Annotated in this window: 20 protein-coding genes and 1 pseudogene; 4 read left to right on the top strand and 17 right to left on the bottom strand. The window is 37.4% G+C overall.

Annotated elements, in window-relative coordinates:
• Positions 1-172 precede the first annotated feature (172 nt).
• Entirely contained in the window at positions 173-1,729 is a 1,557-nt protein-coding gene (locus tag L656_RS0103330; RefSeq protein WP_024598196.1) for a cryptochrome/photolyase family protein, read from the top strand.
• A 60-nt stretch (positions 1,730-1,789) separates the two neighbouring features.
• On the opposite strand, the gene L656_RS0103325 is transcribed toward L656_RS0103330, so the two are convergent.
• From L656_RS0103325 to L656_RS0103285, 9 genes are all read right to left on the bottom strand, one after another.
• Positions 1,790-2,236 carry an Hsp20 family protein gene (locus L656_RS0103325; RefSeq protein ID WP_007585496.1) on the bottom strand — a complete coding sequence of 149 codons (447 nt, stop codon included), beginning with the start codon at positions 2,234-2,236 and terminating at the stop codon, positions 1,790-1,792.
• Between the two features lie 229 nt (positions 2,237-2,465).
• On the bottom strand, positions 2,466-2,996 hold the full coding sequence (locus L656_RS0103320) for a redoxin domain-containing protein (protein WP_024598195.1): 531 nt from the start codon (positions 2,994-2,996) through the stop codon (positions 2,466-2,468).
• Positions 2,997-3,109: 113 nt separating this feature from the next.
• Entirely contained in the window at positions 3,110-4,507 is a 1,398-nt protein-coding gene (locus L656_RS0103315) for a sigma-54-dependent transcriptional regulator (protein WP_024598194.1), read from the bottom strand.
• A gap of 9 nt (positions 4,508-4,516) precedes the next feature.
• Positions 4,517-4,891 (bottom strand): Hpt domain-containing protein, encoded by a 375-nt coding sequence (locus L656_RS0103310; RefSeq protein WP_002958476.1) that lies wholly within the window; start codon positions 4,889-4,891, stop codon positions 4,517-4,519.
• A gap of 108 nt (positions 4,892-4,999) precedes the next feature.
• Complete coding sequence (locus tag L656_RS0103305; RefSeq protein ID WP_002958475.1) at positions 5,000-5,740, bottom strand: putative bifunctional diguanylate cyclase/phosphodiesterase; 741 nt, start codon at positions 5,738-5,740, stop codon at positions 5,000-5,002.
• A 498-nt stretch (positions 5,741-6,238) separates the two neighbouring features.
• Positions 6,239-6,529, bottom strand: a complete 291-nt coding sequence (locus L656_RS0103300) for a hypothetical protein (RefSeq protein ID WP_002958474.1) — start codon at positions 6,527-6,529, stop codon at positions 6,239-6,241.
• Between the two features lie 689 nt (positions 6,530-7,218).
• Entirely contained in the window at positions 7,219-10,029 is a 2,811-nt protein-coding gene (locus L656_RS0103295) for a PAS domain-containing hybrid sensor histidine kinase/response regulator (RefSeq protein ID WP_024598193.1), read from the bottom strand.
• Positions 10,022-10,633: an isochorismatase family cysteine hydrolase gene (locus L656_RS0103290; protein ID WP_024598192.1), complete on the bottom strand. Its 612-nt coding sequence runs from the start codon at positions 10,631-10,633 to the stop codon at positions 10,022-10,024. The genes L656_RS0103295 and L656_RS0103290 overlap by 8 nt, the downstream gene beginning before the upstream one ends.
• A 22-nt stretch (positions 10,634-10,655) precedes the next feature.
• The gene (locus tag L656_RS0103285) at positions 10,656-11,693 is read right to left on the bottom strand and encodes a response regulator (protein ID WP_024598191.1); all 1,038 of its coding nucleotides are present in this window, start codon (positions 11,691-11,693) and stop codon (positions 10,656-10,658) included.
• 256 nt (positions 11,694-11,949) lie between these two features.
• Here L656_RS0103285 and L656_RS0103275 point away from each other — a divergent pair, with 256 nt between their 5' ends.
• From L656_RS0103275 to L656_RS1000000123425, 3 genes and pseudogenes are all read left to right on the top strand, one after another.
• Entirely contained in the window at positions 11,950-12,213 is a 264-nt protein-coding gene (locus tag L656_RS0103275) for a GrxA family glutaredoxin (protein ID WP_002958470.1), read from the top strand.
• Positions 12,214-12,373: 160 nt separating this feature from the next.
• Positions 12,374-14,193 (top strand): annotated as a pseudogene (locus L656_RS01000000121865) (DEAD/DEAH box helicase).
• A 510-nt stretch (positions 14,194-14,703) separates the two neighbouring features.
• A complete protein-coding gene (locus tag L656_RS1000000123425; protein ID WP_241763417.1) occupies positions 14,704-15,018 on the top strand; it encodes a hypothetical protein in 315 nt (104 codons plus the stop codon).
• Positions 15,019-15,094: 76 nt separating this feature from the next.
• Here the strand turns inward: L656_RS1000000123425 and L656_RS0103260 are convergent, their stop codons facing one another.
• The 8 genes from L656_RS0103260 to aroC all read right to left on the bottom strand — a co-directional run.
• The gene (locus L656_RS0103260) at positions 15,095-16,648 is read right to left on the bottom strand and encodes an AbgT family transporter (RefSeq protein ID WP_024598189.1); all 1,554 of its coding nucleotides are present in this window, start codon (positions 16,646-16,648) and stop codon (positions 15,095-15,097) included.
• A gap of 148 nt (positions 16,649-16,796) precedes the next feature.
• Entirely contained in the window at positions 16,797-17,072 is a 276-nt protein-coding gene (locus tag L656_RS0103255) for a YfcL family protein (RefSeq protein WP_002962183.1), read from the bottom strand.
• Positions 17,069-18,235, bottom strand: coding sequence for an ATP-NAD kinase family protein (locus L656_RS0103250; RefSeq protein ID WP_024598188.1), 1,167 nt, complete (start codon positions 18,233-18,235; stop codon positions 17,069-17,071). Before L656_RS0103250 ends, L656_RS0103255 begins: the two co-directional genes overlap by 4 nt.
• Positions 18,225-18,779, bottom strand: a complete 555-nt coding sequence (locus L656_RS0103245) for an elongation factor P hydroxylase (RefSeq protein WP_024598187.1) — start codon at positions 18,777-18,779, stop codon at positions 18,225-18,227. The genes L656_RS0103250 and L656_RS0103245 overlap by 11 nt, the downstream gene beginning before the upstream one ends.
• Positions 18,780-18,896: 117 nt before the next feature.
• Entirely contained in the window at positions 18,897-19,358 is a 462-nt protein-coding gene (locus L656_RS0103240; RefSeq protein WP_029750604.1) for a zinc-ribbon domain containing protein, read from the bottom strand.
• Positions 19,359-19,420: 62 nt separating this feature from the next.
• The gene (locus L656_RS0103235; RefSeq protein WP_024598186.1) at positions 19,421-20,068 is read right to left on the bottom strand and encodes a glutathione S-transferase family protein; all 648 of its coding nucleotides are present in this window, start codon (positions 20,066-20,068) and stop codon (positions 19,421-19,423) included.
• Between the two features lie 106 nt (positions 20,069-20,174).
• Positions 20,175-20,552 carry a DUF4112 domain-containing protein gene (locus L656_RS0103230; protein ID WP_024598185.1) on the bottom strand — a complete coding sequence of 126 codons (378 nt, stop codon included), beginning with the start codon at positions 20,550-20,552 and terminating at the stop codon, positions 20,175-20,177.
• Positions 20,553-20,672: 120 nt separating this feature from the next.
• A partial coding sequence (gene aroC, locus L656_RS0103225; RefSeq protein WP_024598184.1) for a chorismate synthase occupies positions 20,673-21,362 on the bottom strand: 690 nt, incomplete at its 5' end.

Here is a 21,362-nt window from a genome sequence, read left to right as displayed (position 1 = left end):
ACTTTGGGTTTTTAGACAAGGTTGTTGACCAAACAAGAAAAACAGCTAATTCCCAGTATTAAAATCAGCACATTTTTAAAGTAAAGTATTTTGTAGCTCCCATTCACTCACCGTTAAATAGTAAAACGATCGTTTCATGAAATATGTCCGTATAAAAAAATTTGGCTTTACTATGACCAATCACAAAACACTCAGACTAATACTAGGCGATCAGTTAAACCCATCTCATTCATGGTACAAACAAAAAGACGACGACACGCTTTATCTGATCGCTGAACTAAAACAAGAAACCGACTACGTTAAACATCACATTCAAAAACTGTGTGCTTTTTTTAATGCTATGGAAAACTTCGCAACTGCATTAACCACGGCCGGTTTCAATGTTTTGCATTTAACACTTGATGATACCGATGACGACAAAGACTTAATTGAATTACTCAAACGAGTTGCCGATAAATACCAATGCGACTCTATCGAATATCAATACCCTGACGAGTTTAGGCTTAAGTCTCAATTAGCTAAGTTTAAAAGTGATAGCTCATTAAATGTAATTGCTACAGATACTGAACACTTTTTATTACCGTTCACCGATATAAAAACACGCTTTACAAAAAACAAGCATGTAACAATGGAGCACTTTTATCGTGCTATGCGTAAGCAATTTAATATATTAATTGATGATGCAAAGCCAACCGGTGGCAAATGGAATTTTGATAGTAATAATCGTAATAAATTTTCCAAAAAAGACTTAGCAGATATCCCCGAACCTAAGTTATTCAATACTGATGTTAGCAGCATTATTTCTCGTTTAAATAAACACAAAGTCGCTTATTTAGGTGAAATAAATCAACATTCACTGGAGTGGCCAACAACGCGTAAACAAGCGATTGAATCTCTTGAATACTTTTGTGAGCACTTACTTAGTCGCTTTGGTCACTTTCAAGATGCGATGACAGATCAAAGTAAAAACAATACCAGCCTGTACCATAGCCGTTTATCGTTTGCCCTAAACGCAAAAATACTCCACCCGCTGTATGTAATCAAACGTGTAATAAGCGAATACGAAAAAAGACCCAATGAAATATCCCTCTCGCAAGTAGAGGGCTTTACTAGGCAAATATTAGGCTGGAGAGAGTATGTACGTGCCATTTATTGGATTAACATGCCCGACTACGCAGTTAAAAATCAATTACAAGCCAAAAATAAACTGCCATCTTATTTTTGGAACAGCTCTACAAAAATGAATTGTCTAAGCCACTCACTCAAGCAAAGCCTTGAAACCGCTTATGCTCATCATATTCAGCGCCTAATGGTTATTGGTAACTTTTGTATGCTCACAGGAATAAACCCTGATGACGTAGATAACTGGTACCTAGGTGTTTATATAGATGCCATAGAATGGGTAGAAATGCCTAACACCCGAGGCATGAGTCAGTTTGCCGATGATGGAATAATTGCAACAAAGCCTTATGCTGCAAGCGGTAACTACATTAATAAAATGAGCGATTACTGCAAAAGCTGTCAGTACGATGTTAAACAAAAAGTAGGAGATAAAGCCTGCCCGCTAAATAGCTTGTATTGGCATTTCATGAATAGACACAGAGACAGGCTAGAGAAGAACCCACGTATTGGTATGGTATATAAAAACTGGGATAAACAAGATAAAACACTTCAAGAACAAACGCTGCAACAAGCAATCTACTACCTTAATAATTTAGAAGCGCTTTAAACAAAAAAACCGCCTCAAATGAGGCGGCTAAATAATCAGGGGAATATGTACTTTAGAAGATTATTTACCTTCTATTAGATTGCTATTACCAATTTCTATTTTACGTGGTTTAAGTGCTTCAGGAATTTCACGCTGTAACTCTATGCTCAATAAGCCGTTAGCTAAATCGGCACCAAGTACTTTTACATGGTCTCCAAGCTGAAATTTACGTTCAAAGTTACGCTCTGCTATACCTTGATGAATAAACTTACGTTCATTATTTTCATCTTTGTTAGCTTTAATACCTGCAACTTTTAACGTGTTGTTTTCTGACTCAATGGTCAATTCACTATCACTAAAACCAGCAACGGCCATAGTGATTCTGTATTTGTCTTTATCGAGTGCTTCTATATTGTAAGGAGGAAAACTCGGCTGCTTGTCTGTATTAGCTGCCGCATCCATAAGTGATGCTAAATGTTCGAAGCCGATAAATGAACGATAAAGTGGTGATAAGTCTACTGTACGCATAATAATATCCTCATATTTAAGCGATATTTTGCATGTGCTTTTCTATTGAACAAGCTCAAGCAAAGTTTAATTAATAATATAAATTTCAATTGTTTAAGTTTAATTTAGGACCCATCAGGCGTCCTACTTAACTATATATGGACGGTAAAATTGTTTTCAAGTAAATTTATTAAAAATAAATAAAAAAGGCACTGAAGAGTGCCTTTTTTGAAACCATGTAGAATGAATACTATTTAATAAATGTGCCCCGGATTGGATAGTCGTTTTCTCTTGAAAACTTAATCCCACCTAGCAGTTGTTCTAAATCAGGACGAACAAACGGACTGTTTGATATATCGACCATTTGAAGCTGATTTTTTTCATTAAGCACATAGATTCCTGGTTCAGCAAATGGATGGTCAGTTTCTGCATCACTGCGAGGCTCGCTAATATGTAGCCCTAAATCAGTCATTTGTTCGATTGTTAAACCATAGTAAATCGGGAAGTTAATATCTATCTTTTCAAGATGCTTATTAAGCTGTTCATGACTATCACCACTTACAGCAACGACTTCAACTCCTGCTTCTTTAAAATCCTTATGTACTTTAGCAAGCTCGTTGAGTTGCGCAGTACATTTAGGGCAGTGCTGGCCTCGATAAACAACAATCATTTTCCATGGGGAATCACTTATTCTGTCGACTAAATCTATCTTTTTCTCGTCAACATCACTCACTACTAGTGATGGCATAATATCCGCAGGTTTTAAACTAGTGTTACTCATTGCGATCTCCTTTTACTGTTTCAGATTAAAAATTAATTTGCTCTTACCCATAGAGCTTAGGGTAACTTTTATTAATTCAACCTGAAAAGTGTAATTAAAAATCAATTATGACTTTAAGACCATCCCTTTATTTTTCTATAAATGGTAGATGCACTTACCCCTAAATAAGCAGCAGCAAGAGGAATATTGTCTTCGCAGCTTTTAATTGCATCTTCAATCGCCCTTTTTTCAACTTGCCATAGAGGTTCTATGTCGTGAACAGACATAGGAGATAATTGAACACTCTGCTCGTTTATATTGTGAATTGACTTAAATGAGCTCGAGTGCTTTACAGCACCTAGACCAAATGAATTTGGTAACATGTCCCTTTCAATTACATCGCCATCATTAATAACGACTGTATTTTCAATTACATTTTGCAGTTCGCGTATATTTCCTGGCCAATCATAGTTACAAAAAAGCGCTTTAACTTCATCAGAAAAGCCAATGAAATGCTTAGCGTTACTATCGCTTTTCTGTTTTAAGATATACTCAGCCAACAGTAATATATCATTTCCGCGCTCTCTTAAAGGCGGTAGCTTTACGGGGATAACATTTAAACGATAATATAAATCTTCTCTAAAGCGCCCTTCCGCAACCTCTATTATTGGGTTTCTGTTTGTTGCACATACTAAGCGAACATCGCTGTGTAATACTTCACTACTACCAACCTTGTTAAATATGCCTGTCTGTAAAAAGCGTAATAACTTAGCTTGTAAGTTAAGCTCCATTTCACATAACTCATCCAAAAATAACGTTCCACCGTTAGCTACCTCAACAGCGCCTTTTCGATCGCTTAGCGCACCACTAAATGCCCCTTTAACATGACCAAAAAATTCTGATTCAAATAACTCTGCAGGGATCGCAGCACAATTTATAGCGATAAATGGTCCTTTATTTCGGGGACTCGCATCATGAAGGGTCTGCGCACAAACTTCTTTACCTGTTCCACTTTCACCTGTAATAAATACACATGCTTTGCTTCTCGCGGCGCTATCTAGCAACCTAAAGACAGTTTTCATTGAGAGAGATTCACCAACAAAATCTTGGTTTTTATCGCTGCTTTCAACCAAGGGTTGCACTTTGATTTGCTCTTTAGGGGTGAACGCACTTTCAACTGAACTAATAAGTCGTTGACTTGTGAAGGGTTTTTCTAAAAAATCAAAGCCACCTAAACGCATAGCTTCCACAGCAATATCAATAGAGCTATTTGAGGTGATCATGACTACATTGGCTGGATTTTTTTGTTTATTTACAAATTGTAAAACTTCTAGCCCACTTATATCAGGCAAGCATACATCTTGTACTATAACCGCAGGCATTTTTTCTTTAATACCAACCAAAGCAGAATAGCCATCAGCGAAATGCTTGCATTCGAAACCTGCTTGCTCAAGCTGACTTGCGTACAAAGCACCACTTGCAATGCTATCCTCAACGATGTAAACGAGGCCTTTATTTATCGTATCTGACACGGCTTTCTCCTAGATAGCTATACTATTACTCATTATTTGATATGCATCCCGGGTTTTATCCAAGTTATGCTTAATAACAAGTGCTGCGTGCAAGTTTTCTTCTGTAGTTGGTGGTGGTGAATCGTGTAACTGTGTTGCCAATGCAGCCAGAGGAGCAGCTCCATATAAAGCAGCCGAGTTTTTTAAAACATGCATCACTTCTTTAATTTTTATAATATCTTCACGAGTAATTGCCGTATCTAATTGGTTCGCCATAGTAACTAATTCATCGATAAATAAGTTTATCAGTCGAGCTAAAACGTTTATTCCAACATCCTTTTCAAGTTGGGTTAATACATTTAGTTCGGTAATACTTTTATCGATAAACTGCTCTGATATAGGCATAGATAACCTTTGTGTAAGTTTAAGCTTCGTACACTAATAACATGTAGGGGTTGTAGTTTAAGAGTAATTTGTTTTTTGCATTTTGCAAATCAAAATGAATATAAACAGTTAAAGAGCCCAGGTATCAATACTTTTGGTTAATGTTTGTGGCTTATCGAGCAAATATCCTTGAGCGATATCACAACCAAGTTGCTCTAATATTTGTAATTGCTCATTCTCTTCAATTCCTTCTGCTACGGTTTGTAAACCCAATCGCTGAGCCATTGCAATTATTGCGCTGCATAGCGTAAAGTCTTCATTATTAGTTGAAATCCCACTAACAAAACTGCGATCAATTTTTAATCCGTCAATATTAAATTGACGAAGCAGACCTAAAGACGCGTACCCGGTACCAAAATCATCTATCCACACTTTTACGCCTTCTTTATGGAAGTTTTCAAATGCTTTAGCTATTTTTTCAGGGCTATGGATTAGCGCTGTTTCCGTTAATTCTACTTTGATAGCCTGTGGTGGTATTTGATACTTCTCAAGCAAGTACATTACTTTTGAAAAAACATCACCATCTAAAATTTGTACCGGTGAAATATTCAAAGAAACAGAAATGTCTGTCATACCAAAATGTCGCATATGTTTTAAATCGGATAAACACTGCTCAAAAATCCAGTCACCTAATTCTAAAATCATTCCCGATTGCTCTACATGAGGTATAAATTCATCAGGGCCTACAACTCCAAAACGCGGTGATTGGCATCTTACTAATGACTCAAAGCCGACCAACTTTCCAGTCCCTAACGATACAAGCGGTTGATAAACCATTTTAAAATAATTATTTTGCATTGCATCAGTCATGATTCTTTCTAACTCATGCCATCTTGCGAGGTTAACTGGACTTTCTGATTCTAGGTATTTAAATGCATTCATGATCTGCTCCGATTTTCACCCTTAGTGACTTGTATAGTTAAGAGCAAGTTACAGACCACTTTTCAAAAATAAAACATAAAGTAAAACACAATCAATTCAATTGGTTATATTCTTTTAGTTTAGTCTTCAAATTTTTTACTGTTATTTGCATTTTGCAATTCAGTTTGCAATGCAACTAAATTGATAGATGAGCGTTTATTTAAGCCTAACAAGTAAGAAGGTGGAAGTTGGTTATAATTGACTAAGAATTGGAGTTAATCATTGAAGGTATGCACAAGAGAAGATTCAATAAAATAGGCTAGGTTACATACAATCTAAATTTAAAAACATATAGCTAATTTTATAAGTAGGAACGAAAATTGAAAATGACAGTAAGAAATATAAAAAAACGCAGGCAACAATAAATTGTTACCTGCGCAAAAGTCTCTAGTTTGAAAGAGTGTCGTTATTTTCGTTTTTGGATGCTGTTACATTTTGTGCGTAATTTATATTTTGCGAATCAAATGTATTACTCATAGACTGTGCATTTTCAACATCAGCTTGTGTAAAAGTAATAGGCTGTATATCCGCTAACGGCTCTAAAGAAGCGCTGCCACGTAAAACTGTTATACCGATAACTAAAGTAGCAACAAGCAAAATGGACAAAACCATAATTTCAGGTGTAAGTACCCAGTTGTTACCTTTAGGTTGTTGTTTAGCTTTTGTGTTTGTTTGCATATTGCACCCCTTAAAATTTAACTAATTCATCTCGGTTTGATATCTAACTTGTTGCGAAAGCCATGCCAACCAAACAATAATTTATAAAAAAATAAAATAACCAATAAAATTAATCCTTTAAAATAAATTAATAAGCCATACCCAGAACTTAAAAGCAGTTCGGAACATCTTATTTTTATTTTGAATTGCAATTTGCGAATCAAATTGAAAAACCTAAAAAGAAACCATTAAATACTAATAAAAAATCACAAACTACGCTCAAAATACTAGTTTAACTTCTCTATTTATCAAGTTTTATACTACAAAACCTACTTTTTATATTAAGGTCTGTTGATCTTTGCGAATTAAAATTTGTTCAAACTAGAGGCGGTTTAATCGCGACGTGAGGTTTGTAACCTAGTGGGCTCGATAACTACTCCTGCGTTATTCTACGGGCTTACATCCATGTAATAATAAGTAAAACCGAGCAAAGCTTCCGCATCCTGCTCACGCCCCTTACCTAAATCCATGTAAGCAACAAGGAGTAAGTAGCCCCTAGGAAGAACCCTTTGGGTAGCGCCTGTTTGGCATTAACACTACGTTATCGCACATTTATAGGGAGTACTGCATAGGCTCTGCCTTGCCTAAATACCAAACAGACTACTGCAAATTTAACCCTAAAAGTTCAACAGACCCTAGCTTTCGATTGCTCAACCCAGCTTTTCCCACACTTGCGCTAAACGAGTTAGCTTTAAATCTTTAGGTTCAACAACGTGCTCTGGTGCATATGTATCAAGTAATAGATAAAGCGTTTCACTTACTATTGGTTTAGCTAAATAATCATCCATCCCCGCTTCTATAAATCGCTCTTTATCACCATGAATCGCATTAGCTGTGAGTGCTATTATAGGAGTTTCTATACCTAATTCCCTGATTGCTTTAGTTGCTGAAATTCCATCAAGTATTGGCATTTGTATGTCCATAAAAATAATATCAATTTTATCGTTTTTCGCCTTAGTTATTGCCTCTTGCCCATCGCTAGCAATATGTACCCGGCAACCTTTTTGTTCTAAAAACTCCCTTATTACTATTTGATTATTAGTATTATCTTCAGCAACCAGTACATTGACCCCATTCAACTGAGTTAACCCCGAAGGGCTTTCTAAGGCATCTTTTTGTTCACGATTAGTAAATATAATATCTAAATGAAATAACTGCTCTTCCAATAAACTAATTGCTCGCGGTACATGGGAAACTTTAAAAGGGCCATTTAGCCTAAGCTCTCTGTCGTTAATATTTTGCGGTAATAAGCTTTCACCTTGTAAATCTATGAGGAGTAAACACGGTGAATTAAGTGAGTTATATGTGTTTATACGCTCACGTGTTTGGGTTAATATTTGTGGGTTAGTTAATACGATTGCATCTGGGAAGTTATTGTATTCGGGTATTTTTGGACATATTTCATAGTGTTCAAAAGCAATAGAATACCGTGTGAGCGTGTGCTCCAGCGCTATTTTTAGGACTTGGTTACTACCTACAATCCATACTTTTGGTTTTTTACTTCGTGCTGCAAACCCTTCTCTTAATATTGAATCGGTTGTGTCTATTTGTAATGGATAATTGACGATAAACTCACTCCCTTTATTGAGCTCAGAACTAACTGAAATATCTCCTCCTACCACATCACAGATTTGCTTACATATCGCAAGCCCCAAGCCACTGCCGCCATGTTTTCGAGTAATTGAATTATCGGATTGAATAAAAGGCATAAACATACTTTCAATTTTATTTTTTGCAATCCCCATTCCGGTGTCTTTCACAGATAAATGAAGATTTAAATTATTACCTTTGATGTGAGTGCACCTAACAGTGACCGTTATTACGCCATGCTGAGTAAACTTAATCGCATTGGCTAATAAATTTATAACTATTTGCCTTACACGTGCATGATCACCAATTACTTGAGCGGGGACATCAGGATAAAAATCAAAAATAACCTCAAGCCTTTTTTGCAAAGCGCTTTGGGTAATGATATCGATCGCTTCTTCGATACACGTATCAATACTAAATGGCTGATTATCGAGTGTTATGGCTTGCGCTTCAAAACGCGAATACGTTAATACATCGTCCAATACACTCAGTAGTGCATCAGAGCTTGTTTTAATCATTTGTGTGTAACGCATTTGCTCAGAAGTTAAACCGGTATGATGCAAAATATCTGCAGAGCCAATCACAGCATTTAATGGCGTGCGAATTTCATGACTAATATTTGCCATAAATCGGCTTTTTGACTCAGCTAATGTTTCTGCCTGATGTTTAGCTTCAAGTAATATTTGTTCGCTTTCTATACGTTCCTGTATATCAACAAGTGTTGCAGCAATAGATGATAAATCACTTTCATAGCCACCCACAATTGGAGTGAGAGTAATTTCAACCCAATTATTTATACCTTGTGCGTTAATTAAACGTATATCAAAGCGACGTATATCACGCTTACCTTGGTTATAATCAAGCAAAGTACTACTAATTTTTTCTACATCTTCTTTTGCTATAAACTTAATTATAGGCAAGCCAAGGCTCTCATTTACATTGCTTTGCAGGACCCGTTGCCATGCTTGATTTATAAATAGTAAATTGCCAAATGTATCAAGGCGTAAAACAATATCAGGAATATTATCTACGACAGAGTGGTAGTTATATTCTATCTCTGCCATTGCTTGTTCAGCTTTAACTCGTTGCGTAATATTCGTTTCTATAGCGATAAAATGCTTTACTTGGCCTTCATGATCTCGCACCGGGTTTGCATCAATAGCAACCCAATAAACGTTACCATTTTTATCGTAATTTATAGTTTCAACTTGAAAAGGAAGCCCATTTCTTACAGCGTGAGACATAACCTTACGGCTTTTTTCACATGTCTTTGGCCCTTGTAACAATTGGCCTGGGCTAGTGCCTACAACCTCATCACAGGTGAAACCTGTAAGTACTTCAAAACTTTTGTTAACCCACTCAATTACACCAAATTTATCTGTAATAATTACTAAGTTATTTGTATGGCTCGCTACGAGCGATAAACGTTTTACATATTTTTGTTGTTGGGTTAGCAAAAATTGAGAATCTTTATGGCGTTGTATGTCATAGAACGAGCCTATAAAACCGCTTTTCTCATCATAAACTAATCTCAGCTCAAACCAGTTCATGAGTCCAAGACTATTTTTTATTTGTATTTCTACACTGGGAGCCTGCTTGCCTTCAAGCAGACAACAACTGTATGCGACAAAATGCATAATATCTTCACAATTCATTAGTTTAGTAATGTTAGAGCCAATTAATGAATCGTTTGAATAACCTAGTTTCTTCTCCCAAGCTTCATTAATATAAGTGAAATTTAAATGCTTATCGCACTCAAAAATACACTCATCTAAAATAGCTAATAACTTTGCCTGACGTCGATTACTATTGGAGAGTTTTTCAACCAGCGCATACTGGATTTGCACTTGTAGTTCATCATTTTTATCCATGCCCTCTCCAATGCTTTATAAAAGTATCACTCTCACAAACACTTGCATAAAGGGGGAAAACCTCTTCACAGTAAAATGTTTGTTCAAAAGGAGTGCGACTCGATGTGCAGTCGCTTAAAATGGCAACATTAAAACCCAGCTCAACAGCGGTGCGTGCAGTTGAATCAATACAGATAGAAGTCACAGTACCCGCTAAGATTATATTGGTTACGCCATGTTTTTTTAATTTGCTGGCCAAAGCAGTATGTGTAAAAGCATTTAAACCTCTTTTTCCAGGTACAACTTCTATAATATTATTAAAGGGGTCTAGCTGCTCTATTGTTTGAGCCCCATAGGAGCCAGCTTTAAATGCACCTACATCGGCAATTACTTTTAATATACCAATCGGGTTTTTTAGCTCACTGTAATTTTGCGTAAAATGAATAGGTGTATCAACAACTAAAGCAAAATGCTTTGCACAAGAAGTTAATAAAGAGACTGTATTTTCTACAACACCAGTAATTCTTGATGATTCCTCAACCACGTCATATAAAATACCTTTTGGGGAAAAATAGTCATTTTGAAATCCAATTAAAACAAGTGCTGTTGTAGATAAATCATCCATAACCCTCTCCTTATTAATCAATTTAAGATGCTATCTGCCAAGGTTTAATAAACTTCTCAAGTACTGCTTTTGTCACTGGTTTTTGTAAATAGTGAGTTATTCCTTTTTCAAATAACCCTGCTATTTCATCATCCCCTGTTAGCCCTGTTAAAATAACTTTAGGTGTGTCGTTGTTAGGAGTATTTTCCCTAACTAATTGCTGCGCTACATCACTACCAAACATTCCTGGCATGCGCTCATCTAAAAGCAGTAAGTCAAAAGATTCATTCTGGGCGAGGGTCAAAGCGCTAGCACCATTTTCTGCACATGTTACTAAACAGCCCAGCATTTCAAGCATTACCTTTGTAGCAATTTGGCTCGGTAAGCTGTCATCCGCAACCAATACCGACAAACGTGTTTGCGTGTGAAATGTTGTTAAAATAGTAATTAAATCAGTATCAAAAAATGGCCAACCCAATATTTTTTTAGATAATTTATGAGCTTGACTTAACTCATTAATGTCGTTAATTGTGCACAACTTTATGTGTGTATTTAAACTGTCACTATTCAACCTATCTATTAACGCGTTACCACTAAGGTGGCGTAAATCTTCTAGCTGTACCGACTCTCTAAAGTTACTATTAAATAATTTAAAATTTAAACCAAAACGGTTATGAGTATTAGCCGACATTTTTAAGCAGCTTTTAAGTAGCGCCTCACAATCAGTTAAAACGTCTACATTCTGGGTAATATCAAGCGCTAAACTAACTGATTCTTTTGTAGCTAAAAGTCCGTGGAAATCGAATATATTTACTTGTTCAGAATCATCAATTAGGTAATGAAAACTAATCCCTTGGATATTTGCTTCAAGCGTAAGTAAAAAGCTCTCTTTTGTAGAAGCCAGCGCCGGTATAAGAAACTCTTCGCATTGCGCAATCATATGCTCAATCGGAATTTGCAAACAGACGTAGTTACATTGCAGCTTATTGATTAAGGTAATAGAGAAATTTCGATTTTGGGTTTCACAATATTTACTTATTATCCCTTGGATAATTTCTAAAACGTGACTATTAATATTCATAAAGTACTCTTGTTAACCCAATGTATGGCTCTATATCATCAAGTTGTGTGCCACAAATTAATTTTTGTAAACACACTTGCATTCATAGACTTAAGTATTAGACAGGCGCGCTTTAGTTCCTGATTCGCATTTTGCAAATCATATTGCTATGCATAATATGATTTATGATTTTATTAGAATGGTGCAATCGATTTTTTTCGCTTTAAATAATTTTTCAATCATTTAAACTGATATTAATCAAATTGAGGAGAAAACTATGCTAACTGTAATTTTTGGCCGTGAAGGCTGTCCATTTTGTGTTCGTGCGAAAGATGTGGCTGAGCAACTATCAAATGAACGTGATGACTTTAAATTTCGTTACATCGATATAATTAAGGAAGGTATAAGTAAAGCCGATCTTGAAAAGTCAGCGGGTAAGCCTTGCCCAACAGTTCCACAAATTTTTGTAGATCAAACACACGTTGGTGGATTTACCGAATTTGAAGCTTACGCAAAAGAAAACCTAGGCTTGTATAAGTAAGCTTTGTATTAAATTTGTTAACCAGTTTAATAAAGCTCAAATTAGACTGGTTAAATTTCGACCAACATCAAACACATACAAATTAGTTTCAATTTATACAAGCATTTGCCTCGCGAATCCTATATAATGCGCGCCTCTTTAAATTCGTTGAGGCGTATTAATGTCAGAACCAGTCACGTTTGAATCTCTAAATCTTTCTCCTGCAATTTTGAAGGCAGTTGAAGAGTTGGGTTACAAGACACCATCTGAAATCCAAGCTCAATGTATACCGTTATTGCTAGAAAGAAAGGACGTACTGGGACTAGCTCAAACGGGTACAGGTAAAACCGCAGCATTTGCACTGCCATTACTAAATAATATTGACCCGTCTGTGAAACAGCCACAGATCCTTGTACTCACACCAACACGTGAGCTTGCGATCCAAGTTGCTGAGGCATTCGAACAATATGCTAAACATGTTCGTGGTATTGAAGTATTGGCACTATATGGTGGCCAAAGCTACAGTATCCAATTAAGCGCACTTCGTCGTGGCGCTCAGGTTATTGTTGCAACTCCAGGTCGTTTAATCGATCACATTAACCGTGGCACTATCAAGTTTGATGCTTTACAAGCACTTGTACTTGATGAAGCCGATGAAATGTTACGTATGGGCTTTATCGATGATGTAGAAAGCATCATGGAAAAAACACCGCGCGAAAAGCAAACATGTCTTTTCTCTGCGACTATGCCTAAGCAAATTCAAAATATCAGTAGCAAATATATGAACAATCCTGAACAGGTTCATATTTCTGCGCGTAACTCTACAGTATCATCTGTTGAGCAAGTGTTTTGGAATGCAAGCGTACATAAAAATAAAGCGATTGTTCGCTTCTTAGAAGCTGAACAGTATGAAGGTGCTATTGTTTTCGTACGTACGCGTAACGATACAGTACAACTTGCTGAGTTATTAGAGCGCGAAGGTTTCTCTGCAGCTCCACTTAATGGTGACATGAACCAGCAAGCACGTGAACGCACTGTAGAACGCTTAAAAAGCGGCATGCTAAATGTTGTTATCGCAACAGACGTTGCTGCTCGTGGTCTAGATGTTGACCGCTTAAGCTTAGTTATCAACTACGATATCCCACAAGATTCTGAAGCCTACGTTCACCGTATTGGCCGTACAGGTCGTGCTGGTCGTACCGGTAAAGCAATTTTATTCGTAAAACATAACGAACGTTATTTACTTAAAAATATCATTCGTCATACGAAGTCTGAAATTGCACAAGTTGAATTACCAACTGCAAAAATCGTTGAAGAAAAACGTATCGAAGCGTTACAAGCAAAATTAACTATTGCGCTTGAAAACAAAGACATCACGTTCTTCAATGAAGTAGCTACTAACATGGCTGAAAAGCTTGAACTTCCTCTTGAAAGCTTAGCGGGTGCGTTACTGTGTTTAGCACAGCAACAGTCTCCAATTAAAGTTGAAGAAGTTAAGATTCAACCTCGTGAACGTAACGAGCGTAACGACCGTAACCCACGTAATGACCGCAACGATCGCGGTGACCGTGGACGTCGTAACGAGCGTGGCGGCGAACGNGTAACAGCCGTGATGCAGGTCCTATGGATACTTACCGTATCGAAGTAGGTCGTGAACATGGTGTTCAGGTTAAAAATATTGTTGGCGCTATCGCTAACGAAGCTGACATCTCAAGCAAGTTTATTGGTGATATTCGTTTACACGACAATCACAGTACGGTTCAATTACCGCAAAACATGCCTAAAGATGTACTTGATCATTTCCAAAAAGTGTTTATTTGTAAACGTCCTATGGGCTTAACAATTACACAAGATCAAGGTCCTGCTGAACCACGCGGCGAGCGCTCTGAGCGCCCAGCTGGTGACAAAAAACGCAGCTTTAACAAAGATGACAGCGCACGCGGTGATAAGCGTACCGGTCCTCGTAAAGAACGTCGCCCAGTGAGCTTCACAGCTAAATAAGCAACGACTCTTTAATAAAAAAACCTTGCCACGAAAGTGACAAGGTTTTTTTGTTTTTAAGCTGTTGCTACAATGAAAAAAGATAAACTTTCGCGTCAATTCAATAGCAGCTAGGGATAGTTTTTTTAGCCTGAGTTCGGGTTACTTAATGCCTATAAATACATTTCTCTGATTTTAAAATAACAAAAATTCTGTAAACTAGACAAAAGCTATAATTCACGGACGAATTAAAAATTGAAAAAGATTTACGACAACTTGCTCTTTGTAGCAATAGTACTCCCGATTTTATTATGCATCACTATACCTATTTTAATGGACTTTACAGATCCACCATTCATCTCAAATGAACTATACGACGTTGTTTTCTTTATAACCCTCCCTATTATCTGTTGTGCACTATTTATCTATTTAAATATACTTATATTCAATAAATATAAACGCTGCAGTAAATATAGAGAATCACTCAAATACAATTTCTCAGATACTAAAATGAAATTAGCATCCATTTTCATGTACCCATTACCCCCTTTATTAATCTATGGAATACTTTATATTTTTATCTCTGATCCTATTAAATTATGGGCTTACTACACGCAGGGCGACTATTGGTATAAAGAATACATCCTGACCGATGTACAAGAGTGTGGCACTGAGTATGAAGATAGTTGTACTCGTTTATACTTCAAAGACCCTAAAACGAATAAAATTCATGATTTTAGGTGGTATGACGATAAGTCTACAATAATGAACAACAAAAATGATTATGTGTACATTGTTGGAGAGGCCAGCTTATTTGGCTATATAGTGAGAGATTTAGAGAGGTAACTTAGACTTACTTTTACATTACAGGACTTTTATTTAAAAACCTCACTCAAGTGAGTGAGGTTTTTAAAGGTTTAGGTTAAGGTAATGCTGGATAAATGTAGCTTGCATCTAAACCTAAAGGAATACCAAGTGCCCAATAACCTAATAAAAAGATACTCCAGCCAATCATAAAGGCGATTGAGTACGGTAGCATAATAGCAATCAAAGTACCTATACCTGTGCCTTTGACATACTTTTGACAGTACACCACCACTAATGGAAAATAAGGCATTAACGGTGTAATAATATTAGAACTTGAGTCACCTACACGATAAGCGGCTTGAGTTAAGTCTGGCGAAATGCCAAGTTGCATTAACATCGGTACAAAAATAGGGCCAAGTAACGCCCATTTTGCTGAACTTGAACCTACAAACAAGTTAACAAAGCCTGTTAAAAAGATAATGCCCACAACCGTTACTGCACTTGGCAATTCCATTGCCTTTAATAACTGCGCACCTTCGATTGCGAGTAATGCACCTAAATTTGATTTACTAAATGCAGCAATAAATAGCGAACAGAAAAACGCCATAACGATATAATACGCCATGCCGCTCATCGCTTTACTCATAGCATCAATCATATCTTTTGAGGTTTTAAAGGTACCTACCGTAAAACCATATACAGTGCCTGGAATCCAAAAAAGTAAAAATATTAGTGGGACAATTGATTGCATTAAAGGAGAGCTGAAATTAGTAAGGGATCCGTCACTACTGCGCATTGCAGAATCGTCTGGAGCAGATACAAATGCTAATAACGCAAGTCCTGCAATCATTACTGTACTGGCTATATAAAAAGCACGTTTTTCATCACTACGTGCATCTTCAAATACAGGTAAATCCTCTTTAGCGCCATCAACCGCGGTTTTTTGCAAACGTGGTTCAATAATTTTATCGGTAATGTACCAGCCTAATGCCACAATAAATAAGCTAGATGCTGAAGCAAATGCCCAGTTATTTAACGGGTTAATTGTCATTGCAGGATTAATTATTTGCGCCGCACTTTGGGTAAAACTTTGTAGCAATGGGTCGATACCCGATGGAATAAAGTTAGCCCCAAAACCACCACTGACTCCTGCAAATGCAGCTGCAATACCCGCAAGCGGATGGCGTCCTGCGGCGTAAAAAATCACACCGGCAAGTGGAATAACTAATACATAACCTGCGTCAGTAGCGGTATGGCTCACAATGGCCACTAAAATGATTGAAGGCGTTAATAGCTTTTTAGGAGTGACTTTAAGCATTAACTTAAGGCCGGTATTAATAAAGCCCGAATGCTCTGCAACGCCCACACCTAACATAGCCACTAAAACGACACCTAAGGGAGCGAAGCCAGTAAAGGTTTTTACCATAGAGGATAAAAAGGTAGCGAGCGAATCACTTGCCAGCATATTATTAATGATAATCGCTTCACCGGTACGTGGGTCTATTGCATCAAAACTCACGCCTGAAAACCACCACGACAAAAACCAAATTAATAACATTGCAAATAGAAATATTACGGCTGGATCAGGAAGCTTATTTCCTACTCGCTCAACAAAATTTAAAAAACGCGCTACAACCCCTGAAGGTAAAGCGTCTTGATTATTATTCATTCTTATTGTTCCTAAAATTTATTTTAGTAACAATATCGCATAAAAACAAAACAGTAAATTAACATAAAAATCTACTTTTAAAGTTTCGGGCACAAAAAAACACGATAGTGATAAACAAATCGTGTTTTTATATTGTGCTAAAAAGGTGTTAAGCGAGTGCTTTAACTTCTTCCCATAGGCGAGCAACTAATGTTTTATCTTCTTCATTAAGCTCACCGTTGCGATATGCTTTAACTAAGCTTTGCTCTACAGTTTCGTTTAGCTCATCTATACTGATTGTCAGCTTTTCTACTTCGGCATAACCAACTGCAAGATCAAAATGACCTCGTAAATAGCCGCCTGCAAATAACTCATCGTCAGTTGCTTTTATTACTAAATCATCGAAGTACTGCTGGGCTGCATCGATATAGTTCACTAAACTCATTTATTAATCTCCTGGTTTTGCAAAGCACCTGTATTTTCAATGTTGTGGTGCCCTACTGCATACATAATATGGTCGTTAAATCCGGTGGTTACTTTAATATAACCGGTTAATTCATCATCTAATTCGCCATCGCCTGTATCACAAATAAGGGGACGACCATTAAGCGCTTGTAGTTTTGTTTTTGTTGCTACTACAATAATATTTTCTTTGCCAATTGCACGTATAAGCGCAGGACTCAATTGCTGGTTACCACGGCCAAATATATGCCCTTGCCCGCCAATGAGCGTAATAACTAACTTAGTACTTTGCTCATGAGTAAGCTCAAATAGTTGCTTAGCCGTTAAATCTTGAGCAACTAAGGTTTGATCTTTTATTAAGTCAACACCAAGTAACGTATTCTCAAGCCCCATTTCTTCCATTATGGCTTNTTCAACAGTTGAGCCGCTACCCATTATATAAAATGTGTCTTCATCCATTTGCGACACAACATGCGCTGCAATGTCGGCAATTACGAGTTCGTCGGTTTCTTTACCGCCATTTTTAACCGCTTGCATATAACGTACTTCGCTAGGTGTTTGCATTTCGCCGTAGCGTTTGGCCTTTACTGTGCCTTGTCTGAAAGCATCTTCATCTATATCCATTACATCTGCATCGGCTAAGGTAACTAACTCACCCTTAACCAGCATTTCAACTACGCGCCCTGCAGCCTTTGGCGTAATAGCGTAAACACCAGAATGAATTTTACAACCTGCGGGAATACCAAGTACGGGAATAGTATCCTCGATTGCATGGCAAATATTACGCGCTGTACCGTCGCCTCCAGCAAATAAAACTAAATCAACACCAAAGTCTTTAAGTACTTTTGCTGCTTGTTCTGTGTCATCTGGGGTTGTTATTACTGCAGAGTTGTATACAACCTCTACCTTAAAGCCCAAAGCTTTTGCTGTTTGCTCACCCATGTCACCGTTAACGGTGTAAATGGTTAAACGTTCTTTATAAGGTAATAGCACTTCAAGTGCTGCTTTTGTGCGGCTATTTGCTTTGGGTTCTGCACCTAATTCGATTGCTTTCGCGGCTGTGTGCGCGCCATCACTACCTTTTAAGGCAACTGTGCCGCCTAAACCCGCTACTGGGTTTACAATTAAACCTAATTTAAACGCCATTACAAAGCTCCTTTGGATGTTGCCAATTAAATTGCTGCGCTGTTAATGGCCACGGTGTATTGTAAAAATCACAGAGTGCTCTTAAAAGTGACTCTGTACGGGAGTTAAAACCATTTTCGATTAGCGATAATACCCGTGCATGTACTCGCTGCTGAAAATCAAACCGACACGTTTGCTCACCGTTTAAATTATCCACCGACACATTAAAATTAAACCCTGCTGAGGTGCTTAATAACCACTCAATAGCTTGGGGCTTTACTTCTACGTTTTCAAACTCAGCTTGTTTTTGTTTGTCGCGCCCATCAGCACAATACCAATAGCCGTAATCTTCTAATAAACGACGTGCATCACCGGCCACCAGCCAGTGTGCAACCTCATGTAATGCACTCGCATAAAAACCATGCGCAAATACAACTTGGTGATATGGCACGTGCTCTGTTGCTGGTAAATACACAGGTTCAAAATCACCTTTTATCAGACATGTATTATGACTTTGATAAAAAGTGCGTTCAAAAATTGAAATTAGATCAGCTATTTGATGCATAAAATTAGGCTAATTTTTCTCGGTTGCAGCGCTATTTTGCGCAGTAAAAACGAGACGAATTGTACGGGCTTTTACAACTAAAGTAAAAATAAGGCGTGATAGTAAAATATAAGCGGACTAATCTTTCACTTTATTGATATTTTTAATAATACCTAAACAGTAAAGCGTATTGGCAAGTTCTTTACGCTGTGTTTTTTCACTTGAGGTTTTATTGGCTAAGCTAGTTAACATATCGTATCGTTTACGAAGAGTAAGTATATATCTGGCATGCTTACGGCATTCAAAGCAATGAGTACAGTGTGAATCGACCCAAAAACCAAGTACCTCAAACCAATATTGCTGCTCTTGAGCAAAAAAAATAAATGCCTTAGAGCAAGTCCCGCACTTCTCTTCAATATCAACATAAAGTGCCCGAGGATAAATAGCATAGTTTTGCTTTTTTATATCAGCCAATATTACCGTATTAGGGAAGTATTTAAGGCTCGAGTAACGCCAGTGCGCATTCTCAATTGCTTCAATAGTCGAAGATGTATTGGAAATAATTGGTTTATCGCCATACCTAGGATGGTTAAGGTACATCAGCTCGCCTACTTTAAAATTATGGTTTTAATACTAAAAAGTAAATCACATAAAAGCAATAGTTATGCAGGCGTGCCTGCTTCATCACATTCTACAATATCGGTCTCGGTTAATGCCTGAGTAATCCAAGTTTGCAATACGGGGCAACGCATCACAAAATCACAATATTGCTGCGCCTCTGGCGATAACGTAATTTGATAGGTTTTTAAGCGCAGTACAACAGGCACATACATGGCATCAGCAATACTAAAGTCACCAAAAAACCACTCATTTGGAAACACATCTTGTTGCTGTGCAAATATCTCGTCTATACGGGCTATGTCTTTTAGTGCTTCGCTCGATAGTTCTACTTTACGGGTTGCTCTTATATTCATTGGCATTTCGTTACGCAGTGACATAAAGCCCGAATGCATTTCAGCACTTAGCGCACGCGCTTTAGCTCTTTGGGTAATATATTTTGGCCATGCAGCGCCTGATAAGTAAGCATCGTTAATATATTCACAAATTGCTAGCGAATCCCATACCTGTAAATCGCCATCAATTAACGCTGGGACTTTTTGCAAAGCAAAGGTCTTTTTTAGTTCATTGTAAAAGTCAGGGGTGTCGAGTACTAGCTGGTTTTCACTAAACTCAACATCAAATTTACTCATTAAATACCATGCGCGTAATGACCAGCTAGAGTAGTTTTTATTACCGATAAATAATTGCATATTGTAGATACCAAAGTGAATAGACGCTCCTACCTTACTAGGTGATTAAACAACCAACAACATTTTGTTTAAAGTCTCTTTACTAACTGTTACTTAAAGCTATAAATTACTCACTTAACTGCTTGTTTAAATGTTTTTTTAATAGTCGAGTATTACGCGTATTGGCTTTAAAAAATGCATCAAATATATCACCAAAAAATGGCACTAATCCGCCCACAAAGTCAATGAGCATATTGATAATCATCTTAGTCTTTATACGTTTACTCACCCCTAAACGCTGCGCTTCTATAAGCACATAACTTGATAAAATTAGCCCTGCGGCATCACCTATAACGGGAATTAAACCAATTACAGCCTCCAAACCTATATTAAATTTAGTAAAAGGTATGCCAATGCTGCTATCAGTTAACTTACTGAATCGCTCTAAGCGGGCTATTGCAGCTTGGGTTTTTATTTGTGAGTGTTCATTAATATTATCGTTCATGATTACTACCCTCCTTCTTGCAGTATATAGGGCTTACTTGAACAACTCCTGAAAGGCTTCAAACTAAATTACAGACATAAAAAAACGCGGTAGTCCGCGTTTTTTTATAATTATAAATCTTTACACTGAGCCGTTAATTGGCCCGTGTTCGTGATTTACATGTGGATTTTGTCCGCGTTGACGCAGTAAATGGTCCATTAATGTAATAGCCATCATTGCCTCAGCAATCGGGATTGCACGAATGCCCACACACGGATCGTGACGACCTTTGGTGATCATCTCAACCGCTTCGTTGCTTGTATTAATACTTTTACCCGGAATAGTAATGCTCGACGTTGGTTTTAGCGCGATAGAAACAATAATATCTTGCCCTGTCGAAATACCCGCAAGTACGCCACCCGCATGGTTTGATGTAAAACCTTCAGGGGTTAACTCGTCACGATGCTCAGAGCCTTTTTGCTCAACTACATCAAAGCCATCACCAATTTCCACGCCTTTAACAGCATTAATACTCATTAATGAGCGTGCAAGTTCGGCGTCAAGGCGGTCAAATACTGGCTCACCAAGACCTACAGGTACGTTGCTTGCCACTACTTTTACTTTAGCGCCAACTGAGTCACCTTGCTTTTTAAGGTCACGCATATATTCGTCAAGCGCTTCAAGCTTACTTGCATCAGGAAAGAAAAATAAGTTATTTTCAACTTCATCCCAATCAAACGTTTCCGCCTTAATAGGACCTAGCTGGCTTAAACAAGCTTTAACTTCAATACCATGAAATTGCTTTAAGTATTTTTTAGCGATAGCGCCTGC

It is taken from the genome of Pseudoalteromonas sp. TAE56 (assembly GCF_000497955.1).
In the GTDB taxonomy this organism is placed as follows: Bacteria; Pseudomonadota; Gammaproteobacteria; order Enterobacterales; family Alteromonadaceae; genus Pseudoalteromonas.
Note: the sequence above shows the minus strand (reverse complement) of the source record. Positions and strands in the feature narration are given on the sequence as shown.